The following is an 18847-nucleotide window of genomic DNA, read 5'->3' on the forward strand; positions in this document are numbered from 1 at the left end:
TGAGAATCCAAACACTTAAGGAGAAATCGTTTTGCAACGTGTTTTGATCCACAACATCGGGGAATTCTATTCCGGCGATCTGGCGCAGCCGAGCTTGCCAGTGAAGTCCATTGCCATCGCGCAAGGGCGCATAGAGGCGCTGGACCCTGCCTCTCACGAAGGCTTTGACACGGTAATTGATGCGGGCGGACTGGCTGTCGTCCCCGGCCTGATTGACGGCCATGTGCATCCCGTTGCAGGCCAATGGACGCCTACGCAAGACGCCATAGGCTGGGTCAGCAACTACCTGCATGGCGGCACCACCAGCATGCTGTCGGCAGGTGAACTGCACTTCCCCGGGCTGGACTATGGCTCCCTCACACCCGACCTCGTGACCTCGCTCGCAGAAGTCACCGCCAACACCTTTGCCAATGACAGAGCCTGCGGGGTGAAGCTGCATGCAGGCACAGCCTTGCTCATACCCGGCATGACCGAAGCCCACTTTGATCGGCTTGCCAAGGCGGGGGCGAAGCTGGTGAAATTCCTGTTCTACCCCTTCGCGCAGGACCCGGAGGAAGCCAAACGCTACGTGCGCTGGGCGCGTGAACGCGGGTTGCGCAGCAAGGTGCATACCGGAGGGGTTTCGCGTTCGGGCGTCAGCCAGATCTGCGGGTTTGAGATCCTGTCATGGCTGCAGCCCGACATTGCCGCGCATATTTCTGGCGGCCCGATTCCAATGTGCGACGAAGATCTGGACCGCGTCATCGATGAGCTGGAGTTCCCGCTTGAAATCTGCTCTTCTGGCAACTACGCCTCCGGCCACCGCGCAGTGCGGCGCCTGGTGCAGCGCGGGCGGCTCGATCGCCTGACCCTGGGCAGCGACACGCCGGGCGGCACGGGCGTCATTCCGCGCGGAGCCTGGCGCAACATACTCTTTCTTTCTTCGATGTGCGGTCTCTCGCCTGCGGAGGCCATTGCAGTGGCAACCGGCAACACGGGCCGTGCCCATGGCCTGCAAGAGGGCATCCTGGCCCCAGGACGTCCGGCCGATCTGGCCTTGTGCGGACCTGTAGAAGGCTCTGCCGGCACTTCACTGGCAGACGCGGTGGCGCACGGAGATTTGCCTGGCATCACCCATGTGCTGATCGACGGGCAAGCTGTCGTGTCGGGGCGCAGCCGACAGACGCCACCGCCGCGCCTGCGTCCGGTGGTGAATTGCTGTGGGCCGGACTTCATCAGGAGTGCCGCATGATCTTGCTGGACGCGCCGACGCTTCGCGCCGTGTTGCCCACCGTGGAATGCGTGGAGGCCATGCGGCAAGTGTTCATGGACACCGCAAACGGCGGCTATTACGCGCCGGTGCGCAGCCGTGTACGGCCTGAAGGCGAGAGCCCCAACGGCATGACACTCATGCCTTCTCTGCGCATGAAGGCCCCACGCAGATGGTGTCTCAAGCAAATGGTGGTCACGCCGCATAACTCAGCGCAAGGCCTGGACCCCCTTCAAGGCATGGTGCTGCTCCACGACGGGGACACGGGCCACATACTGGCCATGGCCGATGCCCCCGAGCTGACTACCTTGCGCACCGCGGCCACCACCGCCTTGGCCACCAGGACATTCGCCCGAGCAGATGCGCGCACTGTCGCCATCATTGGTGCGGGCATACAAGGGCGCAACCATGCCATCGCCATGCGCGCCATCTTGCCCAACGCCCAGATCCGGCTCTGGGGACGCTCCGCAGAGAAAGCGGCTGAACTCGCGCGGGAAGCCGGGTGCGAACCAGTAACAAGCATTGAGGCAGCGGTGCGTGATGCCGATGTGGTGTGCACCGTCACTGCGGCCCACGATCCGATTCTGCGAAAAGAATGGATCGCCCCGGGTTGCCACATCAACGCGGTCGGCTCAAGTACCCCTGCAGCCTGCGAGATCGATCCAGCATTGATGGCCGCTGCACGCCTGTTCGTGGACCGCAGAGATGCCGCACTGGCTGAATCAGGCGATGTACGCCGCGCCTTGGCGGCAGGGACCATCACCGAACGGCACATCCAGGCCGAACTGGGGGACGTGTTGCTGGGCCGCGCACCAGGCCGTACCAGCCAAGACGAGATCACGCTCTACAAATCGCTGGGGTTTGGGGCGCTCGATCTGGGCGCCATTGAGTTAGCCGCCAACCGAGCGGAAGCAGCGGGCTTGGGAATTTCGGTTTCTTGGAATTGAAGGGAACGTAAGCATGGATTTCGTTTCGATCGCTCGCGATCCTGGCAAGCCCTATGAAACCGTGAACCTGCCGGTATGGCGGGCCTCCAGCGTGCTGTTTTCCAATGTGGCGGATATGCGTGCAGAGGTGGCTGCTACAGCGGCAGGCCAAATGCGCGCGGCCAATTACGCCACCGCTGGCACGCCCACCACCTTTGCATTGGCCGAGGCCGTTGCCCAGCTAGAGGCGGGCCCCCATGCGGCCCGCGCGGCCTTGATGCCCAGCGGACTGTCTGCGATTGCAGCCACTCTGTTTGCCTTTCTCTCACCGGGCGACCACCTGTTGATGAGCGATTCGGTGTACGGCCCCGCGCGCCTTTTTGTGCAGGGCATGCTCACGCGCTTTGGCGTTCAAACGACTTTCTATGACCCTTGCGTGGGCGCCGGCATCGAAGAGCTGTTGCAGCCCAACACCCGCATGATCTACATGGAAAGCCCCGGAAGCTACACATTTGAGATTCAGGACGTTCCGGCCATTTGCGCAGTCGCTCAGAGGCACGGCATCCTGACCGCCATCGACAACGCATGGGCCTCGCCCGTGTTGTCGAGGCCGTTTGACTGGGGCGTGGACATCTCGGTGATTCCCCTGACCAAGTACTGGAGCGGACACGCCGATGTGTTAATGGGCGCTGCTGTGGTGCGCGAAGCCCTATGGCCGCAGCTTCACCAGTCGGTCAGGCAACAGGGCCTGTGCGTCGGTGGCGATGACGCGTGGCTGATCCTGCGCGGCATGCGCACGCTGGAAGTGCGCATGCACGCCCATGAAAGCCACGGCCTGGCACTGGCGCACTGGCTGCAGACGCGCCCGGAAGTCTCGCACGTGCTCCATCCTGCATTGCCATCTCACCCTCAGCATGAACTGTGGAAGCGTGACTTCCGAGGGGCCAGCGGCCTGTTTGCTTTCGAGCTCCGGTCCGCCACGGCTGAGCAGGTCAGTGCACTGTGCGACAGGCGCCAACATTTCAAGCTTGGATTTTCCTGGGGCGGCTTCGAGAGCCTCATGATGCCCGGCAACCTGACCGGCCTGCGTACCGCAGAGCCCTGGTCAGGCGGCCCTTTGATACGCATACATGCAGGGCTGGACAACCCCGCAGAACTTATCGCCGATCTGGAAGCAGGCTTTGCGGCCATGGCCGCAGCCGCTTCCTGACCCCATTTATTTCTACTTGATTGGTCACTTGCCCATGAGTGCTTTGTTACCCCTTGCTGGTGTTCGCGTGGTGGAGTTCTGCTCTACTGCCTCAGGCCCTTTTTCGACCATGCTGCTCTCAGACATGGGTGCGGAAGTGGTGAAGATTGAGCCCCCTGCAGGCGATGGCCTGCGTCAATGGCCGCCTCTGAACCAGGGCTACAGCGAAAACTTTGCTTCGCTCAACCGGAACAAGCGCTCCGCAGTGCTGAACCTGAAAGACAAAGCCGACGTGGAACTGGCCAAGAGGCTGATTCTGGAAGCCGATGTGGTGGTGGAGAACAATCGCCCTGGGGTGATGGACCGCCTGGGTCTGGGCTATGCGGCCATGTCCGCAGAAAAGCCCTCACTGCTTTTCTGCTCCATTTCGGCCTATGGGCAAAGCGGGCCGCGTTCTGGTGAAGGTGGGTTTGATCTCACCATTCAGGCTGCCGCCGGTGTGATGAGTGTCACGGGCGAGCCGGATGGTGCGCCCGTGAAATGCGGTGTACCGGTATCTGACTTCGCCTCTGGCTTGTACGCGGCTTTCTCCATCGCTTCCATGCTGGTGCACGTACGAGCCGGGGGCCAAGGTGCGCACATTGATATCCCCATGTTCGGATGCACCCTGGGCATTGCCGCTCTACAGACCAGCGAATACTTCGGCAACGGTCGCAGCCCGGGCAAGCTCGGCTCGGCCCATCCGCGCAATGCGCCCTATCAAGCCTTCGAGGCGAAGGACGGTTACTTTGCCATTGCAGCGGGTAACCACAAGCTGTGGCTGGATGTGCTGGCCGTAGTGGGCAAACCTGAACTGGCTGAAGACGCGCGCTTTGTCACCACCACCGACCGCGCCAGGAACCAGGTGGCGCTCAAGGATATTCTGGAGGGCGTGTTCACCACTCAGCCGGTCGACCACTGGATACAGGCCTTCAACACGGCTGGCGTGCCCCACGCACGTATCAACGACTACGCCGCTGCATTGGCAGACCCGCAAGCGGTTCATATGGGCTGGGTACAAGCGCTGGAGCTTCCCAACGGGCAAAAGACTCAGACCTTTACGTCACCCATACGGCTCAATGGCCAAGGCTTTGGAGTCCGCCGTGCGCCCCCTGATCTGGGCCAGCATACGGAAGAGATTCGTGCTGAGTACTCCAGTACGGACAGCTGAGCTTGTGGAAAGATTGAAGCCGTGCGCAAGGCTTCGACAGGCTCAGCCCGAACGGTTTTTTTATCAGTGGCCTTAAAGCATAGAAACCAAGAACAGGCCTGACTCAGCCCGAACGGTGGTTCTGGAATAGATGCATTCGGTACTAACCCTTTTCTTCCAACATCTTTGGTGCTGAAGCCGCGCGACGAGCGGAAGGAGCAGGTTTGGCGGACTCTTGCTTGGGAGCGCCGGCACACTTCAATCCCGCACTGCGATCACGCATGTCTTTGAGGCGGGTCGCAATCTGATCGAGCACAGGTGGCGGGAGCGACTGCTGGAATTCATAGTTCAGCCGGGTGATCTCCGAAACGAGATAAGAACATTCAGCCTCTTGCTGGCTGGGCTCTGATACCAGGGCAACACGATCGACTGGTGGCGCTTTTTCACCCGTGGAGCCTGAGACGCCGTTGGGATCCACTGCCGTGGCCTCCGCCGGGGAAAGCTGGGCGACTGCGCCTTCAGGGCAAGCCTCGTTGGTAAAGGTCACCTGCCCGTTGAGTTCGCACTTATTGATGATGTTGGTCCCCACCACAGCGGGCGCCTGCAATTCGCCCTCTGCCACAGGCGGCGGGCTGGACTGAGCTGGCCGCACAGGCACGGGTTGAAGCGCTTGCGAAGCGGCAGAGGCCGCCGAGGCCATAGAGGCTATGTCGGGTGCCGCTTCCGTGGGAGCGGCTTGAACACGCTCCGCGCTGGCTGACCACCATTGGTAGCCCTTGTATCCACCCAGCAGCAAAAGCGCCGCTGCAAAGAGGGCGATGATCCAGCGCGTGGTGGAATTCTCAGATTCAGTTGGCGGGCTATTGGGCCGTTCGTCTGGGGTGTTAGCGTCCATGAAGAGGCTGCAAAGTAAAAAGCACCAGAGCAATGATACGGCTTCGCAGGATCTAAGCCATTTCCTCAGGAATTGGCGCCTCCAGTAAATACGAGCTCATCCGAGTCTGCCGTCATACAAAGTTTCCGCTAGTGTTACATAGGGGTCGAAATCTCAATGCATGATCAATGCCAGGCAATACCCCAAGGCAACACCAACCGCTGTTCCGAAAACAACTAGCCATGCTGGCGCTGTCTGCCCTGAAGCAGTAGAGAGGCTGTTGACACCAAGCGTTGCCGGGACGGCCTTGTGCGGCAAGCTGGAGGCCGGTGTTGACGTTTCGGTGTGAGATGAGTCCTGGGTGTCGCCTGTCAACTGCCTGGCGAAAGCCAGGAAAAAATCTTCTGCGTTCTTCTTGGCCACCGATTGGATCAGGCGGCTACCGACGCTGGCCAGCTTGCCACCAACTTCTGCTCCGGCGGTATAGCGCAGGAGGGTCGCCTCGCCATCGGGCACCAAGCCCACGCTGGCGCTCATTTTGGCGAACCCTGCCGCCCCCCCTTGCCCACGACCGATCAGCGTGTAGCCGTGGGGAGCGTTGACTTCCGACAGCTCCAGCGTACCCCGAAAGGTGGCTGAGATGGGCCCTACCTTGGTGGTCACGATCGCGGCAAAAGTGTTCTCAGCTGTTTTCTCCAGTGATCGGCAACCAGCAATGCTGGCCTGCAAAATGGCGGGGTCGTTCAGCGCCTCCCATACGCGCTGCTGAGGAGCCGCGATGCGGTATTCGCCGGAGAATTCCATGCTCACTCCTGAACGTAATGGCAATAAAGCGCCTGTGTGCCCTGGCGGCTGAGGCCTCGTGTGGCGAGCTGCTCGTAGAGTTGGCGTGCCAAGGCCGCGCCCGGCAACTTCAGGCCCATGCGCTCGGCCTCCGACAGGGCAATTCCCAGATCCTTGAGAAAGTGCTCAATGAAGAATCCCGGCGCGAAATCTCCTTTGACAATTCGCGCACCCAATACATTGAGCTGAAAGCTCCCTGCCGCGCCTGAGCCTATGGTTTGCAAGACACGCTCAGGATCCAGCCCGGCGGACTTGGCATAGGCCAGACCTTCCGATACGCCCATGATGGTGGAGGCAATGACGACCTGGTTGCACATCTTGGTGTGTTGTCCAGCTCCTGCTGCTCCAGCGTGGGCAATATTGCTTCCCATCAGCTGAAGCACGGGCAACACGCGGTTGAATGCGGCCTCATCGCCACCGACCATGATGGAGAGCTTGGCATCGCGAGCTCCCACATCACCACCAGAGACGGGCGCATCCAAGGCTACGCAGCCGCGCGTCAGAGCCTCTGCGGCCAACCGCTGTGCCAAGGCTGGACTGGAGGTGCTCATGTCTATCAAGACGGCCTGCTGCGCCGTTTTCAAGATACCTTCTGCTCCCAGCCAGACCTGCTCCACATCGCTAGGGAAACCCACCATGGTGATGACCACATCGGACGAAGCAGCAACCTCAGCCGGTGTGTCACACCAAAGGGCACCTCTTTCAACGAGCGCGTCGCCCTTGGCGCGCGTTCGGTTGTAGATGCGCAGCGGATGGCCTGCCGCAAGAAGGTGACCGGCCATGGCTTGGCCCATGATGCCCAGGCCGACAAAGCCCACGCGCAGATCTGATGGATTGGCACTCATATTGGCACTCATGGTTGCACCTTGGTGAAAGTGGAATGACGAGAGTTGCGCAGCAACTCCCGGATATACATAGGCGTGAGAGGCTGACAATCTGCCACCACGCCGAGGAAAGAAAGCGCATCGTTGATTGCGTTCGTTACGGCGCCAATGGCGCCCATGACGCCACCCTCGGCCATGCCTTTCATGCCCCCCGGCGTTTGTCGATTGGGCGTGTGCATGGGAAGCAGTTCAAAGCGCGGTAGCTCACAAGCGGTGGCAACAAGATAGTCTGCCAGCGAGCCGGAAAGGTTCTGGCCAGTGATCTCGTCGTACTCCACGTGCTCATACAAGGCGCCAGATAGACCCATGGCAATGGCCCCGTGCTGCTGACCTTCCACCACGAACTGATTCAGCACAGTGCCGCAGTCCTCGGCCACTATGTAGCGCTCAAAGCGAATGGCACCAGATAGCGGGTCAATCTCAAGGACACACGCGTGGCTTGAGTTCGAGTACGTCATGGGCGGGGGTTCATAGGTCGTATGAAATTCCAGGCCGGGCTTCATGCCCGGGGGCAGTGCCAGGGGGTCAAGGTAGGCCGTGCGCGCAATGTCGGCCAGCGTGAGCGGAGTGTCTGCCCAGGCGTGCGCCAGCTTGTTTTGGATCCGGCCATCCATGAGGCGAAGCTGCTCGGCATGCCCTGTGCCCAGCATGCAGCATGCAATGTCGAGCACAGCTTGGCGTGCCACTTGGGCGCACAAGTAGAGCGCCCCGCCGCCGGCTGTCCCGCCCCTCGCGCCACGGCTGCCCATGCCATAGGGAGCAATATCGGTATGGCCGAGATGCAGCTTGACGCACCCGGGAGAAACGCCCAGTCCATCTGCCACCGCGTTGGCGAGCGAGGTTTCGTAACCCTGCCCTGAGGCACCCAGACCGACAGCAGCACTGACTTCTCCAGAGGGCTCTATGCGCACCCAGGCAGCCTCATGGCCGGAACCCAGTATGCCTGCAGCCTTGTAGAACTTGGAACCATAGGTGGTCGATTCGACCACGTTGCACAGACCCAGCCCCAACAAGCGGCCCTCTTCCCGCGCCTTGCTTTGGCGCTCACGAAACGCGGAATAGTCAATGGCCCGCAGTGCACCTTCCATCGTTTCACAGGGCGTGACGTCTGCGAGCACCTCACCCGTGGGCATGGTGAAAGGCATCTCCTCTCGGGTGAGCATATTGACGCGCCGAACATCCATGGGGTCGAGATCCAGGCTCCGGGCGATGGCATCCATGGTGCCATCCATCACCCAACTGGTGATCGCCATGGGCGCGCGCATGGGGGCATTGCCTGTCTTGTTGGAAAGCACTACCTGCACGTCGTAGCTGTAGTGGTGGATGCGGTAAGGCCCGGTCAGGATCATGGCGACCACTCGCGCCAGGTAGTTGCCGGGGTAGAAGCTATAGGCGCCGAAGTCTTCAACCATCTCCAGCTCCAACGCCAATACCCGGCCTTCGGCATCCACTGCGGCCCGCGTGCGGCAATGGTCCTCCCGAGACTGTGCCGCAGCCAGCAGGTTTTCCATGCGGTCTTCGCGCCAGCGAACAGGGCGCTTGAGCTGGATGGCCAAAGCTGCCACGGTGAGCTCTTCGCGGTACAAGGCAATCTTTTGGCCAAACGCACCACCGACGTCTGGTGAATCAATGGTGACTTGTGTTTCCTTAAGACGCAGCCTGGTGGCTAAAGTGGTTCGATACGGATGCGGTACTTGCGTGCCCACCTGGAACAGGAGGTGCCCGCGCCCTTGGTCCCATTGAGCAATGCATCCCCTGGTTTCAATGGGCAGATGGGTTTGCCGGTGCTGTGAGAAGGTGGACTCAACGATCCGGAAGGCTGAGCCCATGGCCCCCGCTACATCCCCATGCACTGCTTTTTGGTGCGATAGAAGATTGGATGGCAGGGACTCATCCACCAGGGGAGCGTCCGGTTCGAGTGCACGCCAGAGATTGGTGACTGAAGGCAGGGGTTCGTACTCGACCTGCACCTGTTCTGCCGCATCTTCTGCGAGGTAGCGATCAATGGCCACCACGCAGGCCACCGGGTCACCCTGGAATCGGACTTTGCTGATGGGCAAGGTGTCCATTTCCATCGGGTGCAGCCCGTCGATGGGAGGGGCCATGCTGTGCCTGGTGGTCCACTGTTGCAGATCCTTTCCGGTGACCACTGCGACGACACCGGGCATGGCTTGCGCGGCTGTCGTGTCGATGGACAGGATTCGCGCGTGGGCATGGGGGGATCTGATGAAACAGGCGTGGAGGGCGTTGTCGACGAAGATGTCGTCGATGTAGCGGCCTTTTCCTGTGAGCAGGCGGGCGTCTTCTTTTCGGGGTTGGTGACCGCCGATGTGGCGGAATTCTGAAGTGCTCATGGCTTGAGAGCCCGCTCGAAGTATTGTCGCGCGGACTTCGCGCACAAAGGCGTTCTCACTCCCTCTCCCGCGTGTGGGAGAGGGTTGGGGGGGCCGGCCAACCGACTCGCCTCCTTCATCCGCTGCGCGGCATCAACGATCGCCCTCACAATGTTCTGGTATCCCGTACAGCGGCATAGATTGCCCGACAACGCCTCTCTGATTTCCACCTCAGAAGGATCAGGATGTTCGCGCAGAAACGACTCGAAGGTCATCACGATGCCAGGGGTACAGAAGCCACATTGCAAGCCGTGCGATGCGTGCATAGCCTGCTGCAAAATCGATAGGTCCGTGGGCGAACCCACAGACTCGATCGTGGTGACTTCGTGGCCTTCCATCTGAATGGCAAAGGCGAGGCAAGCGCGCTGGGGCCGGCCATCCACCAGCACAGTGCATGCTCCGCACACACCGTGTTCACATCCCACATGCGTACCCGTGAGACGGCAGTCCTCGCGCAGCGCATCCGACAGCAGCTTTCTTGGTTCGGCATCAAACTCAATGTTCTGGCCGTTCACCGTCAGCATGATCCTTGCCTTGTTCATACGGGCTCCATCTCTTGTTCTGCCAGCAGTTCTTTCAGCGCTTGCGAGACCAGGCTCTGCGTCAACTCCTTGCGGTAGATCGCAGGGATACGGGCAGATTCTTCCGGGGTGAGTGCGTGGTAGACCGCAAGACCGACACTCCTCAACCAAGGCTCGTCGGGCGTCTTGCCAAGAAGTTCTTCCAAAACCGTGTCCAGCCGTACGGGAACAGGGGTCGCACCACCCACTCCCACGTGCAGCTTGGTCACCCGCCCTTCTTGCGTGCCCAGAACCACGGCCACCGAGACAATCGCGTAATCGCCATGGCGACGTGAAAACAGTTTGAACGAGAAACGCTCCCCTGCCTGCTGCACAGGAAAGCTCACCCGCACGATCATTTCATCAGGCCGGACTGCAGTGGTCATGGCCGCTTGGAAGAAATCAGCGCTTGCCAGCTCGCGCTCTCCTGCATGGCTTGCGAGTGTGATGCGTGCATCCAGCGTGCGAGCCACCAATGGCATCTGCGCGGCAGGGTCAGCGTGAGCCAAGCTGCCGCCCAAGGTGCCCCGCTGGCGGATCGCATAGTGCCCAATGGTGCTCGCGGCTTGCGACACCAGCGGACAATGCTCTGACGCCAAGGAAGAAGAGGCCACCTCCTGGTGCCGCGTGAGCGTACCTATCTCAATGAGGTCTCCGCGCTTTCTCACGCCCGCCAGCTCAGACAGGTCGTTGATATCGATCAGATGCGAAGGACTGGCCAGACGCATATTCATCATCGGCACCAGGCTCTGCCCTCCGGAGATCAGCTTGGCCTCGGCTCCGTGCTCAGCGAGAAGCTTCAACGCCTCTTCAATCGAGGCGGGACGATGGTATTCAAAAGACGCCGGTTTCACGGTAGTCTTAATTCAAGTTGTATGGCGTCGAGCGCACAGCCGCGGACGGCCACACCAGCCCACCAAGGCGATCAAGGCTGGTGCACTCAATTGGCATGCCGCACCCGTGATGACCGCTCGCGGTCTGCTGCAGACTTCGAGATCAGGATCAATCCCACAGCAAGCTCTGCGTGGTTTGTTTGTCAAAGAGATGCAGGCGGTTGGGGTTCAGGTACAACGTGGCCTGCTCTCCCTCTCGATGACGGTACTCCTTGCCAAGGCGCAGGAAAAGCTTGACGCCCTCCACCTCGACCTCAATGAACTGATCAGAGCCCACAGGCAGCACCGAAATCACCCGCCCGGCAAGGCTCGCACCATGATCCGGCCCGCTCGTCTCGACAACGTCTTCAGCGCGCAAACCAAGCACCACTTCCTGACCCGCTTGCGCCTTCACGCGTTCGGCCATGCCCAGAGGCAGGGAGATCTTCAGACCACCGCGCTCAAAGTAAAGAGCGTTGCCTTCCGAGGTCAGGCGTCCTTCCATGAAGTTGATGGGAGGATTACCCAGGAACGAGGCCACAAACATGTTTCGCGGCCGCTCATAGATCGCATCCGGACTACCGATCTGCTGCACCACGCCACTTTGCATCACGACGATCCGATCGGCCAGCGTGAGCGCTTCAGCTTGATCATGGGTCACGTAGACGAAGGTTGTCTGCATCGCCTGATGCAGTTGCTTGATTTCCGCTCGCATGGAAATACGCAAGGCCGCATCAAGGTTGGAGAGCGGCTCATCCATCAGGAACACCTGAGGTTGCCGCACCATGGCGCGGCCCAACGCCACCCGCTGACGCTGTCCGCCTGAGAGTTGCTCCGGGCGCCGTTCCAGGAGGGGCTCAATCGCCAGCTTGCGCGCTGCATCTCTCACCCGGCGATCAATCTCGGCCTTCTCGTACTTGCGCATCCTCAGGCCGAAGGCGATGTTTTCATACACCGTTTTGTGCGGATAGAGTGCATAACTCTGAAACACCATGGCCACGTCTCGCTTGTGCGGAGGTACGGTGTTCATGATCTCGCCATCGAAGGTCAACTGGCCTTCGGTAACGTCCTCGAGACCGGCGATCATATTGAGCGTGGTGGACTTGCCGCAGCCCGATGGCCCCAACAACACCAAAAACTCCTTATCCCCGATGTCGAGATTCAGATTCTCGAGTGCGACATATCCGTTGGGATAACGCTTGCCGACAGATTCAAACTTGATTCTGGCCAATCTGTGCTCCTGTAATGCTCTTGAAACGTGCCTGCGTTCTATCCCTTGACCGCGCCTGCGGTCAGACCAGAAACGATGTAGCGCTCAAACAAGATGGCGACGATCACCGGGGGAATAATGGCCATGACGCCTGCCGCATTGATGAACGAGAAACTGATGTTGAAATCCGAGGTGAACGACGCCACCACGATGGGCATGGTTTGAGAGGCGGTGGTTTGCGTGAACATGAGCGCCAGCAAGAACTCGTTCCAACTGGTCAGGAACGTGAACAGAATGACAGCCACGAGTGAGGGCAGCGCAAGTGGCAGGTAGACCAGCCACAAAGTCTGCAGACGCGAGCAACCATCTACCCGCGCCGCTTTGTCCAGCTCATCCGGAAGGGATTCGAAGTACCCCAGAAGAATGAACACCGTGAACGGCACCGTGATGGCCAGATACGTGATGACCAACGATGAAAGCGTGTCCATCAGCCCAAGCTTCTGAATGAAGAGGAAGAAGGGAACGACCAGGGCAATGTCGGGAATCACCCTGGTGGTCAACATGAAATAGATGGACGACGAACGGCCAATGAAACGGATCTTGGCCAGTGCATACGCGGCCGGCACGCCGATGAGCAAGTTCAGCACCACCACGGCGCAGGCCACGATGAAGCTGTTCTTCATGGAAGGCAGCAGGTTGCTCGCTGTGGATGGAATGAATCCGCCCGTAGCGGTATCGCCCTCCTTGCGAGTCTCGTAAGTCATCTCGGTTTCACCCGAGGTGAAGATGGCCGAGAAATTCTCCAGCGTGGGCTGCTCCGGTACCCAGTGCGGAGGCACGGATGTGATTTCAGCTTCCGACTGAAACGACGACGACACCAGCCAGGCCACAGGGGCCAGGACGTACAGCGCAAAGACGACCGAACAGCAGAAGATCAGCAGTTGCCTTGGCGAGGGGAGGTATTTCATAGTGACTCTTTTTCCGCAAGTTGGACTTGAAGCCGATCAAAGCTTTCGGCTGGTGCTGCGGATAATGAAAAACGCCAAGGTGAAAGTCGCAATGGCCATGATGTAGGCAAGCGCGGAACCAGTACCAAAGGCCAGCTTCCGGAAGGTCTCCACATACACCTGCCAGGCCAGCACGTGGGAAGCGTCTGCAGGGCCGCCTTCGGTCAGAATGAAGAACAGATCGAAATGGCGGATGGCCATCATGGACTCGTAGATCATCACCAACGCAAACCCCGGCACCATAGAGGGCAAGGTGATGTGAACGAAACGCTGCCACGCGTTGGCACCATCGACCTTGGCGGCGCTGTAGAGATCGGGTCGAATGGATTTGAGCGTGACCAGCAGGAGAATGGTCGCCAGGGGCACTTCCTTCCACACGAAAGCGTTCGTGATAAGCGGCATCGTCTTGCTCACATCACCCAGCATCACAACGTACTTGTCGATGAAACCCAGTTGCAGCAGCAGGCCATTCAGCGCGCCATAACCGGAGTCGTAGATCCACTTCCACATCAGTCCGTTGGCCACATAGGGGATGGCCCAGGGAATCAGCAAGATGGTCGAGAGAATTCGGCGACCGCGGAACTGCTCATTCAAGAGCATCGCCATCATGGTGGCGATCACCATGATGGCCAGCACGGACATCACCGTAAAGCTGAAAGTTCGCCCCACTGACTCCCAGAAAAGAGGGTCCTGGAAAATCTTGACGTAGTTGGCGAACCAGACGAACGGTACGCGATTCGGCCTGGTCAGCTTCAGATCGTGCAGGCTGACCCAGAACGAATAGATCACCGGGAACACTGCCACGATCATGAGCACGGCCATCATCGGCGCCAGAAACAGCATGGCGCTGTGCTGATCGTATCGACTCGATGGCAAGGTCAGCCAGGGGCGGCGCTGGGGCTTTTTAGCGTTCATGGGGCTGGGTTTTATTGGCCTGGCACGCATCAAGCGTGGTGCGACGTTTCATGGGAATGCGTGCATGGGGTGGAGCTTTCAGTGCCTCTCTCAAAGGCACCGTCATTTACACCGTTGCCCCTGACGGGGCAGTGGGGCTACCCCGTTGCCAAAGCATCAAGACTTGCGCATATCGTTCCAGGCATCGGAGGACTTCTTCAACGCCGCTGCTACTGGCGTCTTGCCGAGCACAGCCGATTGCCATGCGGTGCCGTTCACTTCGTCCCACTCGCCGAACCAGCGGGTAATGACGTCTTTCTTGCGTACAAGCTTCTGCTGAGCTTCGTACATCGACAGATCTGAATACTTCGCGTAATTGGCCTGCACTTCAGGGTCTCGGAAAAGCTCCTTGACGCCAAAGCCTGTTCCCAGGTCGTTGAACAGCAACTTCTGGAACTGGTATTTGCCGTCGGCCTTGCCACCAAACCATTCGATCAGCTTCACGGCATTGGCGGCGCGAGCCTTGTTCGCCGCCGCCTGGGCTGACATGCCGTGAAAGCGCATCCAACCCACCGTCATGTGGGAACCACCCGGGCCTGCAGGGATGAGCGCCTGTTTGATGCGGCCGGCCACTGCCGACTGTTTGGGATCGTTCAACGTGCGGATGCGGTAACGGCTGAGCAGAGCGAACGCATGGTTGCCAGAGCCAAAGGATTTCAAGCCGTTGAGCTCACCCGTCTCCACGCATGCTGGAGAGATGATTTTGTGCTTTTGCACGGCATCCACCACCCATTGCAGGGCTTGCTGCGCGCCTCGTTTGGGGTCTGCCATCGCGGCCGCGCCTTGGTCGTCGGTGAAGCGGCCACCATTGGAATACACCATGGCCGTCAGGAACTCAATCAACCAGCTTTCCCGTGCCATGGAAAGCATCATCGGATATTCAGACAGGCCAGCGGCTTTGATCTTGAGGGATTGCTGGAGCAGTTCGTCCCACGTCTTCGGTGGCGCCGCAATGCCCGCTTTCTTGAGCATCTCTTCGTCGTAGAAGAAGGCCATGTAGTCGGAGTAGTAAGTCAAGCCGTACTGCTTGCCTTTGTACTGCATGGATTGCGTGCAGAAGTCGTCCGCATCGGCGTTGTACTTCATCAACTCGGGGTAGTTGTTGATGGGCGCGATCCAACCGGCGTCTGCCCACTCAGGCAGCCAGCTGTCCGAGACCCAGAGCACATCCATAGGCGCCTTGCCCACGAACTTGGTGACCATGGCTTCACGGTACTGAGCCCAGGGCGCGTTGCTGTAGTTGACCTTCAGCCCCATCTTGCTCTCGAACGCGGTGACATGGCTCCTGACCAAATCCACCGCAGCGGACCAGGTGGCCAGGTTGATAGGCGCGTTCTGCGCCATCGCGTCCAGCGACAGGGCACCTGAAGAAGCGGCGCCTGCTGCAGCGGCGTACTTGAGGAAATCACGACGATTGCTGTCGCCGGTCCAGTTCTGGCTCATCGAAAAATCTCCCTGTGGGTGATACGCGAAAGCTGGTTCGCGCACTCGCGCAAGTTCGGCTAGGTACACAGATCACCGGCTTCGCCCATGACCCGACCCGTTGTTATTGTTGCCGCAGTTTATCTATATCGTCAAGTGACGATATTGGGGACGCTTTTGCACCGTTATGGTCACCGAGGTGCACTTCACTTTGCGGGGGAGAACGCGGCGGGCGTCATGAAAACGCTTTCCTGATGCACCAAATAGGGCAGCATGGAAGGCACAAAGCTTTGCCATTCAGGGTCTTGAGCCAGCTTGGCGCGCTGGGCACTGCGATGTCCGAAATCTTCGTAAGCCCATATGAACACGGTGGAATTCAGCACACCCGACTCCTTGACCCAGCAACCCACCAAGCTGGCGTAACGCGTGATGATGCCCAGGCCCTGCTCCTGGTAGAACTTGAGAAATTCAGCAGCTTTTCCTGGCTGGATCTGGTACGTTCGCATTTCGTAGATCATGAGCGAGCTTTCAAGAGAGTGGTAGGAAAAAAATGAGGACGCAAGTCACACTACATCGTCATATGACGATATACATTTTCGAGGTAAAGTGAACCTATGTCCAGACAGGATTCGAAGCAGTGGGCTCCGACACGATGAAAGCAAAGTCAGATCTTCTTGCGGCCAACAGGCAAGACAAGGCCCCGGCCCCCGCACCGTCGCTTCAGCCGAGCAAGCGTCGTGCCACGTCTCGGATGCCCGCCAACGAACGCAAAGCGCAAATCCTGGAAAAGGCTTTTGAGTTTTTCTCTGAATATGGGTTGACGGCTCAGACCCGCGCACTTGCAGATGCCTGCGGGGTGTCTCAGCGGCTGCTCTATACCGTATTTCCCAGCAAGGCGGCCCTGATAGAGGCGGTCTACGAAGCCAATATCGCGGGCCCTTTCAAGGCCGTCTGGCTGGAAAAATTGAAAGACCGCAAGATCCCGCTGGAGCAACGCCTGCTGTCGTTCTACAGGGAATATTACGACGGCGTTCTGACCAGGGGATGGTTGAGGCTGTTTCTCTACGCCTCCCTGGCTGAGGTCGAGATGGCCCCCGCCTACATCACGGCGGTCATCAAGACACTGCTGGATACGATCGTGGAAGAAACGGCGTTTGATGCCGGCATCGCACTGCCCGCACAGCTGGATCTGCGACAGGAAATCGGCTGGCTGCTCCATGGTGCCATCTCGCATCTTGCGATCCGGAGGCATGTCTACAGGAATTCAACCTCCATGGACATTGATGCCGTCATCAGGCTGCACGTATCGGCTTATCTGGCGGCTTCGCCCACGTTGCTGACGCAAAAGCTTGATTGATTTCTCTTAGGGCGGCGGTTGGGGGTAGCCGAAGAAGATGCCGAGCGGAGCCTCATCCCGCGTCAAGCTATTGCCTGATCGGAGGGCAGGAAATGCCGCTTCGAGAATGCGCGCGATAGCGTTGAAAGCGGGTCTAGCCCATGCTTCTCACCCGTTCGGGTGATGACATATTTGGTTACGGTTTCTATTCTGTGTGTGAGCGCCTACAAAAGCTCTCAATCCCAGGTAGTGGGAAGGCGGGGATGAAGGCGTTCTTATCACCAGCAAGCTCGTTCACCGAATTTTTAAAAGGCATCACTTCCATGGCTATCCATTCCACCAAGCTTTGGCGCTGCTCCATTCTGGCCAGCGCCGTTTTCGCTCTGGCTGCGTGCGGCGGAGGCAGTGATGATCCGGCACCTACTCCAGCACCTACTCCAGCACCCACACCGGCCCCGACGCCAGCGCCCGCCCCAACACCCGCACCCGCACCCGCACCCGCACCCGCACCCGCACCCGTGCCGCTGCCCCCGACTGCAGAGCTCCTCCAGAAGTTCATCCAAGCTCAGGAAGCACTTACTCAAAACGCACTGCCGGCGACAGGCGAGGCCCGCTATGCTCAGTCAGACGCTTGTGTGCTGGACGATGGCTACACACGTGCGCTTCAAATCGCCGAGTGGAACGAGAGCCAGGCTGAGGTCAGCGTGACCAACGCCTACCTGGTGGGGCGTAAGCTCAGTAATGCGCAAGTGGTGGCTGAACGTGAGATCACCAACGCCGACGGCTCCAAGCGCCGCGAAGTGGACGTGAGCTACGACGAGACTTTCACCGACGGCACGAGCAGGCAAAACCCCCTGGTGACACTGGTAGCTGGCAGTTCATCTGGCAGCTGCGCCACGCCGCAAGATGCCCCCGAGCTGCGCCTTCTGGGCAATGGCAGGGTCGTGGGGGCACGCGTGAGAGCACGCAATGCCGTGTGGTCTGAGTACAGCATCAATACTGTGAATGGCATGGCCACCCGCATACAGCAGCGGCGCGAGGTGCGTTTTCTTGTCAGCGACCCCGCGGCCAAGGCAAGCTACGCGGTGGTGCGCTGGGCGGCGAGCAATGGAAGCGAAATGTCGCTCAAGCTGCTCTCGCCTCGTATTTCACGGGACGCGCCTGAAATGCAGGGCAAGAACGGCAACGCCAATTATTCCGACACAGACGCCTTCCGAAATTGCCGTTCCAGTGCAGACAATGTTGCGGCCAATGCGGCCACCGCTGATTGCACCGGACTGGGCATCGCTGGAAACGTATGGGGCGCCTCATTCAATGATCCCAACACCCCAGCCCACACCACTGCCGCACGGGATGCAGCCTACGATACCTTGGGCTTGAAGCAAGGTGCGCAGTTCACGATTGACGTGTATGCCGACGACGGTTGGAAAACCATCAACGGGCAGCAGGGCAAGACTCCGATTGCGACCTACACAACCACACTGGGGCGCACGCCTTTGACCTTCGCGCACATGATGTCAACCGGAGACTATGGCGGATACGCGCTCCTCTCCGGCCAGCCTTCGCGCAACACCATAGAGATCGCCAGCGATTTCAGAGGCAGCGGCAACCAGCTGACTCTGAACTGGTCAGACCCCAAAGTGACGCTGGCAGGAGCCCCGACCATGGCCCCTGTGTCTTTGACCTCATTCGCTCAGGGCCCGAAAGCGGGCGCCACCGGAGGGTTCCCATTGGTTCGATCGGATCTGGCATTCGCGCCACTTCCCGCGGGAGCCAAATCGGCAACCATGGCGATCGTCGGCAAGCCCGCCGGCGCTTCAGCGACCACCTATGGGGAGTTCGCCCTCACCTACTCTGATCGACGCGGCTTGGAGATCCTGACGGGTTACCGATTCCAGTGACCTGATGCCCGCCCCGACCGGGGCGGGTTAGCCACGCC

General features: G+C 59.6%; 17 protein-coding genes. 6 read left to right on the top strand and 11 right to left on the bottom strand.

Annotated features, from left to right (window positions below; translation table 11 throughout):
- Positions 1–31 precede the first annotated feature (31 nt).
- From ABIE13_RS11595 to ABIE13_RS11610, 4 genes are read left to right on the top strand one after another with little or no spacing between them, the layout of a single operon-like run.
- Positions 32–1231 (top strand): amidohydrolase family protein, encoded by a 1200-nt coding sequence (locus ABIE13_RS11595; RefSeq protein WP_354443490.1) that lies wholly within the window; start codon positions 32–34, stop codon positions 1229–1231.
- On the top strand, positions 1228–2196 hold the full coding sequence (locus tag ABIE13_RS11600; RefSeq protein WP_354443491.1) for an ornithine cyclodeaminase family protein: 969 nt from the start codon (positions 1228–1230) through the stop codon (positions 2194–2196). The genes ABIE13_RS11595 and ABIE13_RS11600 overlap by 4 nt, the downstream gene beginning before the upstream one ends.
- Before the next feature lie 13 nt (positions 2197–2209).
- Positions 2210–3385: a cystathionine beta-lyase gene (gene metC, locus ABIE13_RS11605; protein WP_354443492.1), complete on the top strand. Its 1176-nt coding sequence runs from the start codon at positions 2210–2212 to the stop codon at positions 3383–3385.
- Between the two features lie 34 nt (positions 3386–3419).
- Entirely contained in the window at positions 3420–4574 is a 1155-nt protein-coding gene (locus ABIE13_RS11610; protein ID WP_354443493.1) for a CaiB/BaiF CoA transferase family protein, read from the top strand.
- Positions 4575–4716: 142 nt separating this feature from the next.
- On the opposite strand, the gene ABIE13_RS11615 is transcribed toward ABIE13_RS11610, so the two are convergent.
- The 11 genes from ABIE13_RS11615 to ABIE13_RS11665 all read right to left on the bottom strand — a co-directional run bounded on the left by ABIE13_RS11615 (position 4717) and on the right by ABIE13_RS11665 (position 16090).
- Positions 4717–5448: a hypothetical protein gene (locus ABIE13_RS11615; RefSeq protein WP_354443494.1), complete on the bottom strand. Its 732-nt coding sequence runs from the start codon at positions 5446–5448 to the stop codon at positions 4717–4719.
- A gap of 153 nt (positions 5449–5601) precedes the next feature.
- Positions 5602–6231: an SRPBCC family protein gene (locus ABIE13_RS11620; RefSeq protein ID WP_354443496.1), complete on the bottom strand. Its 630-nt coding sequence runs from the start codon at positions 6229–6231 to the stop codon at positions 5602–5604.
- A gap of 2 nt (positions 6232–6233) precedes the next feature.
- On the bottom strand, positions 6234–7127 hold the full coding sequence (locus tag ABIE13_RS11625) for an NAD(P)-dependent oxidoreductase (RefSeq protein WP_354443498.1): 894 nt from the start codon (positions 7125–7127) through the stop codon (positions 6234–6236).
- Positions 7124–9508 carry a xanthine dehydrogenase family protein molybdopterin-binding subunit gene (locus ABIE13_RS11630; protein ID WP_354443499.1) on the bottom strand — a complete coding sequence of 795 codons (2385 nt, stop codon included), beginning with the start codon at positions 9506–9508 and terminating at the stop codon, positions 7124–7126. Before ABIE13_RS11630 ends, ABIE13_RS11625 begins: the two co-directional genes overlap by 4 nt.
- Positions 9505–10089 (bottom strand): (2Fe-2S)-binding protein, encoded by a 585-nt coding sequence (locus tag ABIE13_RS11635; protein ID WP_354443500.1) that lies wholly within the window; start codon positions 10087–10089, stop codon positions 9505–9507. The genes ABIE13_RS11630 and ABIE13_RS11635 overlap by 4 nt, the downstream gene beginning before the upstream one ends.
- Positions 10086–10961 carry an FAD binding domain-containing protein gene (locus tag ABIE13_RS11640; RefSeq protein WP_354443502.1) on the bottom strand — a complete coding sequence of 292 codons (876 nt, stop codon included), beginning with the start codon at positions 10959–10961 and terminating at the stop codon, positions 10086–10088. The genes ABIE13_RS11635 and ABIE13_RS11640 overlap by 4 nt, the downstream gene beginning before the upstream one ends.
- Before the next feature lie 148 nt (positions 10962–11109).
- Positions 11110–12210: an ABC transporter ATP-binding protein gene (locus ABIE13_RS11645; RefSeq protein ID WP_354443504.1), complete on the bottom strand. Its 1101-nt coding sequence runs from the start codon at positions 12208–12210 to the stop codon at positions 11110–11112.
- A gap of 38 nt (positions 12211–12248) precedes the next feature.
- The gene (locus ABIE13_RS11650; protein WP_354443506.1) at positions 12249–13157 is read right to left on the bottom strand and encodes a carbohydrate ABC transporter permease; all 909 of its coding nucleotides are present in this window, start codon (positions 13155–13157) and stop codon (positions 12249–12251) included.
- Positions 13158–13193: 36 nt separating this feature from the next.
- Positions 13194–14111 carry a carbohydrate ABC transporter permease gene (locus ABIE13_RS11655; protein ID WP_354443508.1) on the bottom strand — a complete coding sequence of 306 codons (918 nt, stop codon included), beginning with the start codon at positions 14109–14111 and terminating at the stop codon, positions 13194–13196.
- Between the two features lie 156 nt (positions 14112–14267).
- A complete protein-coding gene (locus tag ABIE13_RS11660; protein ID WP_354443510.1) occupies positions 14268–15593 on the bottom strand; it encodes an extracellular solute-binding protein in 1326 nt (441 codons plus the stop codon).
- A gap of 185 nt (positions 15594–15778) precedes the next feature.
- The gene (locus ABIE13_RS11665) at positions 15779–16090 is read right to left on the bottom strand and encodes an NIPSNAP family protein (protein ID WP_354443512.1); all 312 of its coding nucleotides are present in this window, start codon (positions 16088–16090) and stop codon (positions 15779–15781) included.
- 134 nt (positions 16091–16224) lie between these two features.
- Here ABIE13_RS11665 and ABIE13_RS11670 point away from each other — a divergent pair, with 134 nt between their 5' ends.
- Together ABIE13_RS11670 and ABIE13_RS11675 are read left to right on the top strand one after the other, a co-directional pair.
- On the top strand, positions 16225–16929 hold the full coding sequence (locus ABIE13_RS11670) for a TetR/AcrR family transcriptional regulator (RefSeq protein WP_354443514.1): 705 nt from the start codon (positions 16225–16227) through the stop codon (positions 16927–16929).
- A gap of 302 nt (positions 16930–17231) precedes the next feature.
- Entirely contained in the window at positions 17232–18809 is a 1578-nt protein-coding gene (locus tag ABIE13_RS11675; RefSeq protein ID WP_354443516.1) for a hypothetical protein, read from the top strand.
- Positions 18810–18847 lie beyond the last annotated feature (38 nt).

The organism is Ottowia thiooxydans (assembly GCF_040548795.1).
GTDB lineage: Bacteria > Pseudomonadota > Gammaproteobacteria > Burkholderiales > Burkholderiaceae_C > Ottowia > Ottowia thiooxydans_A.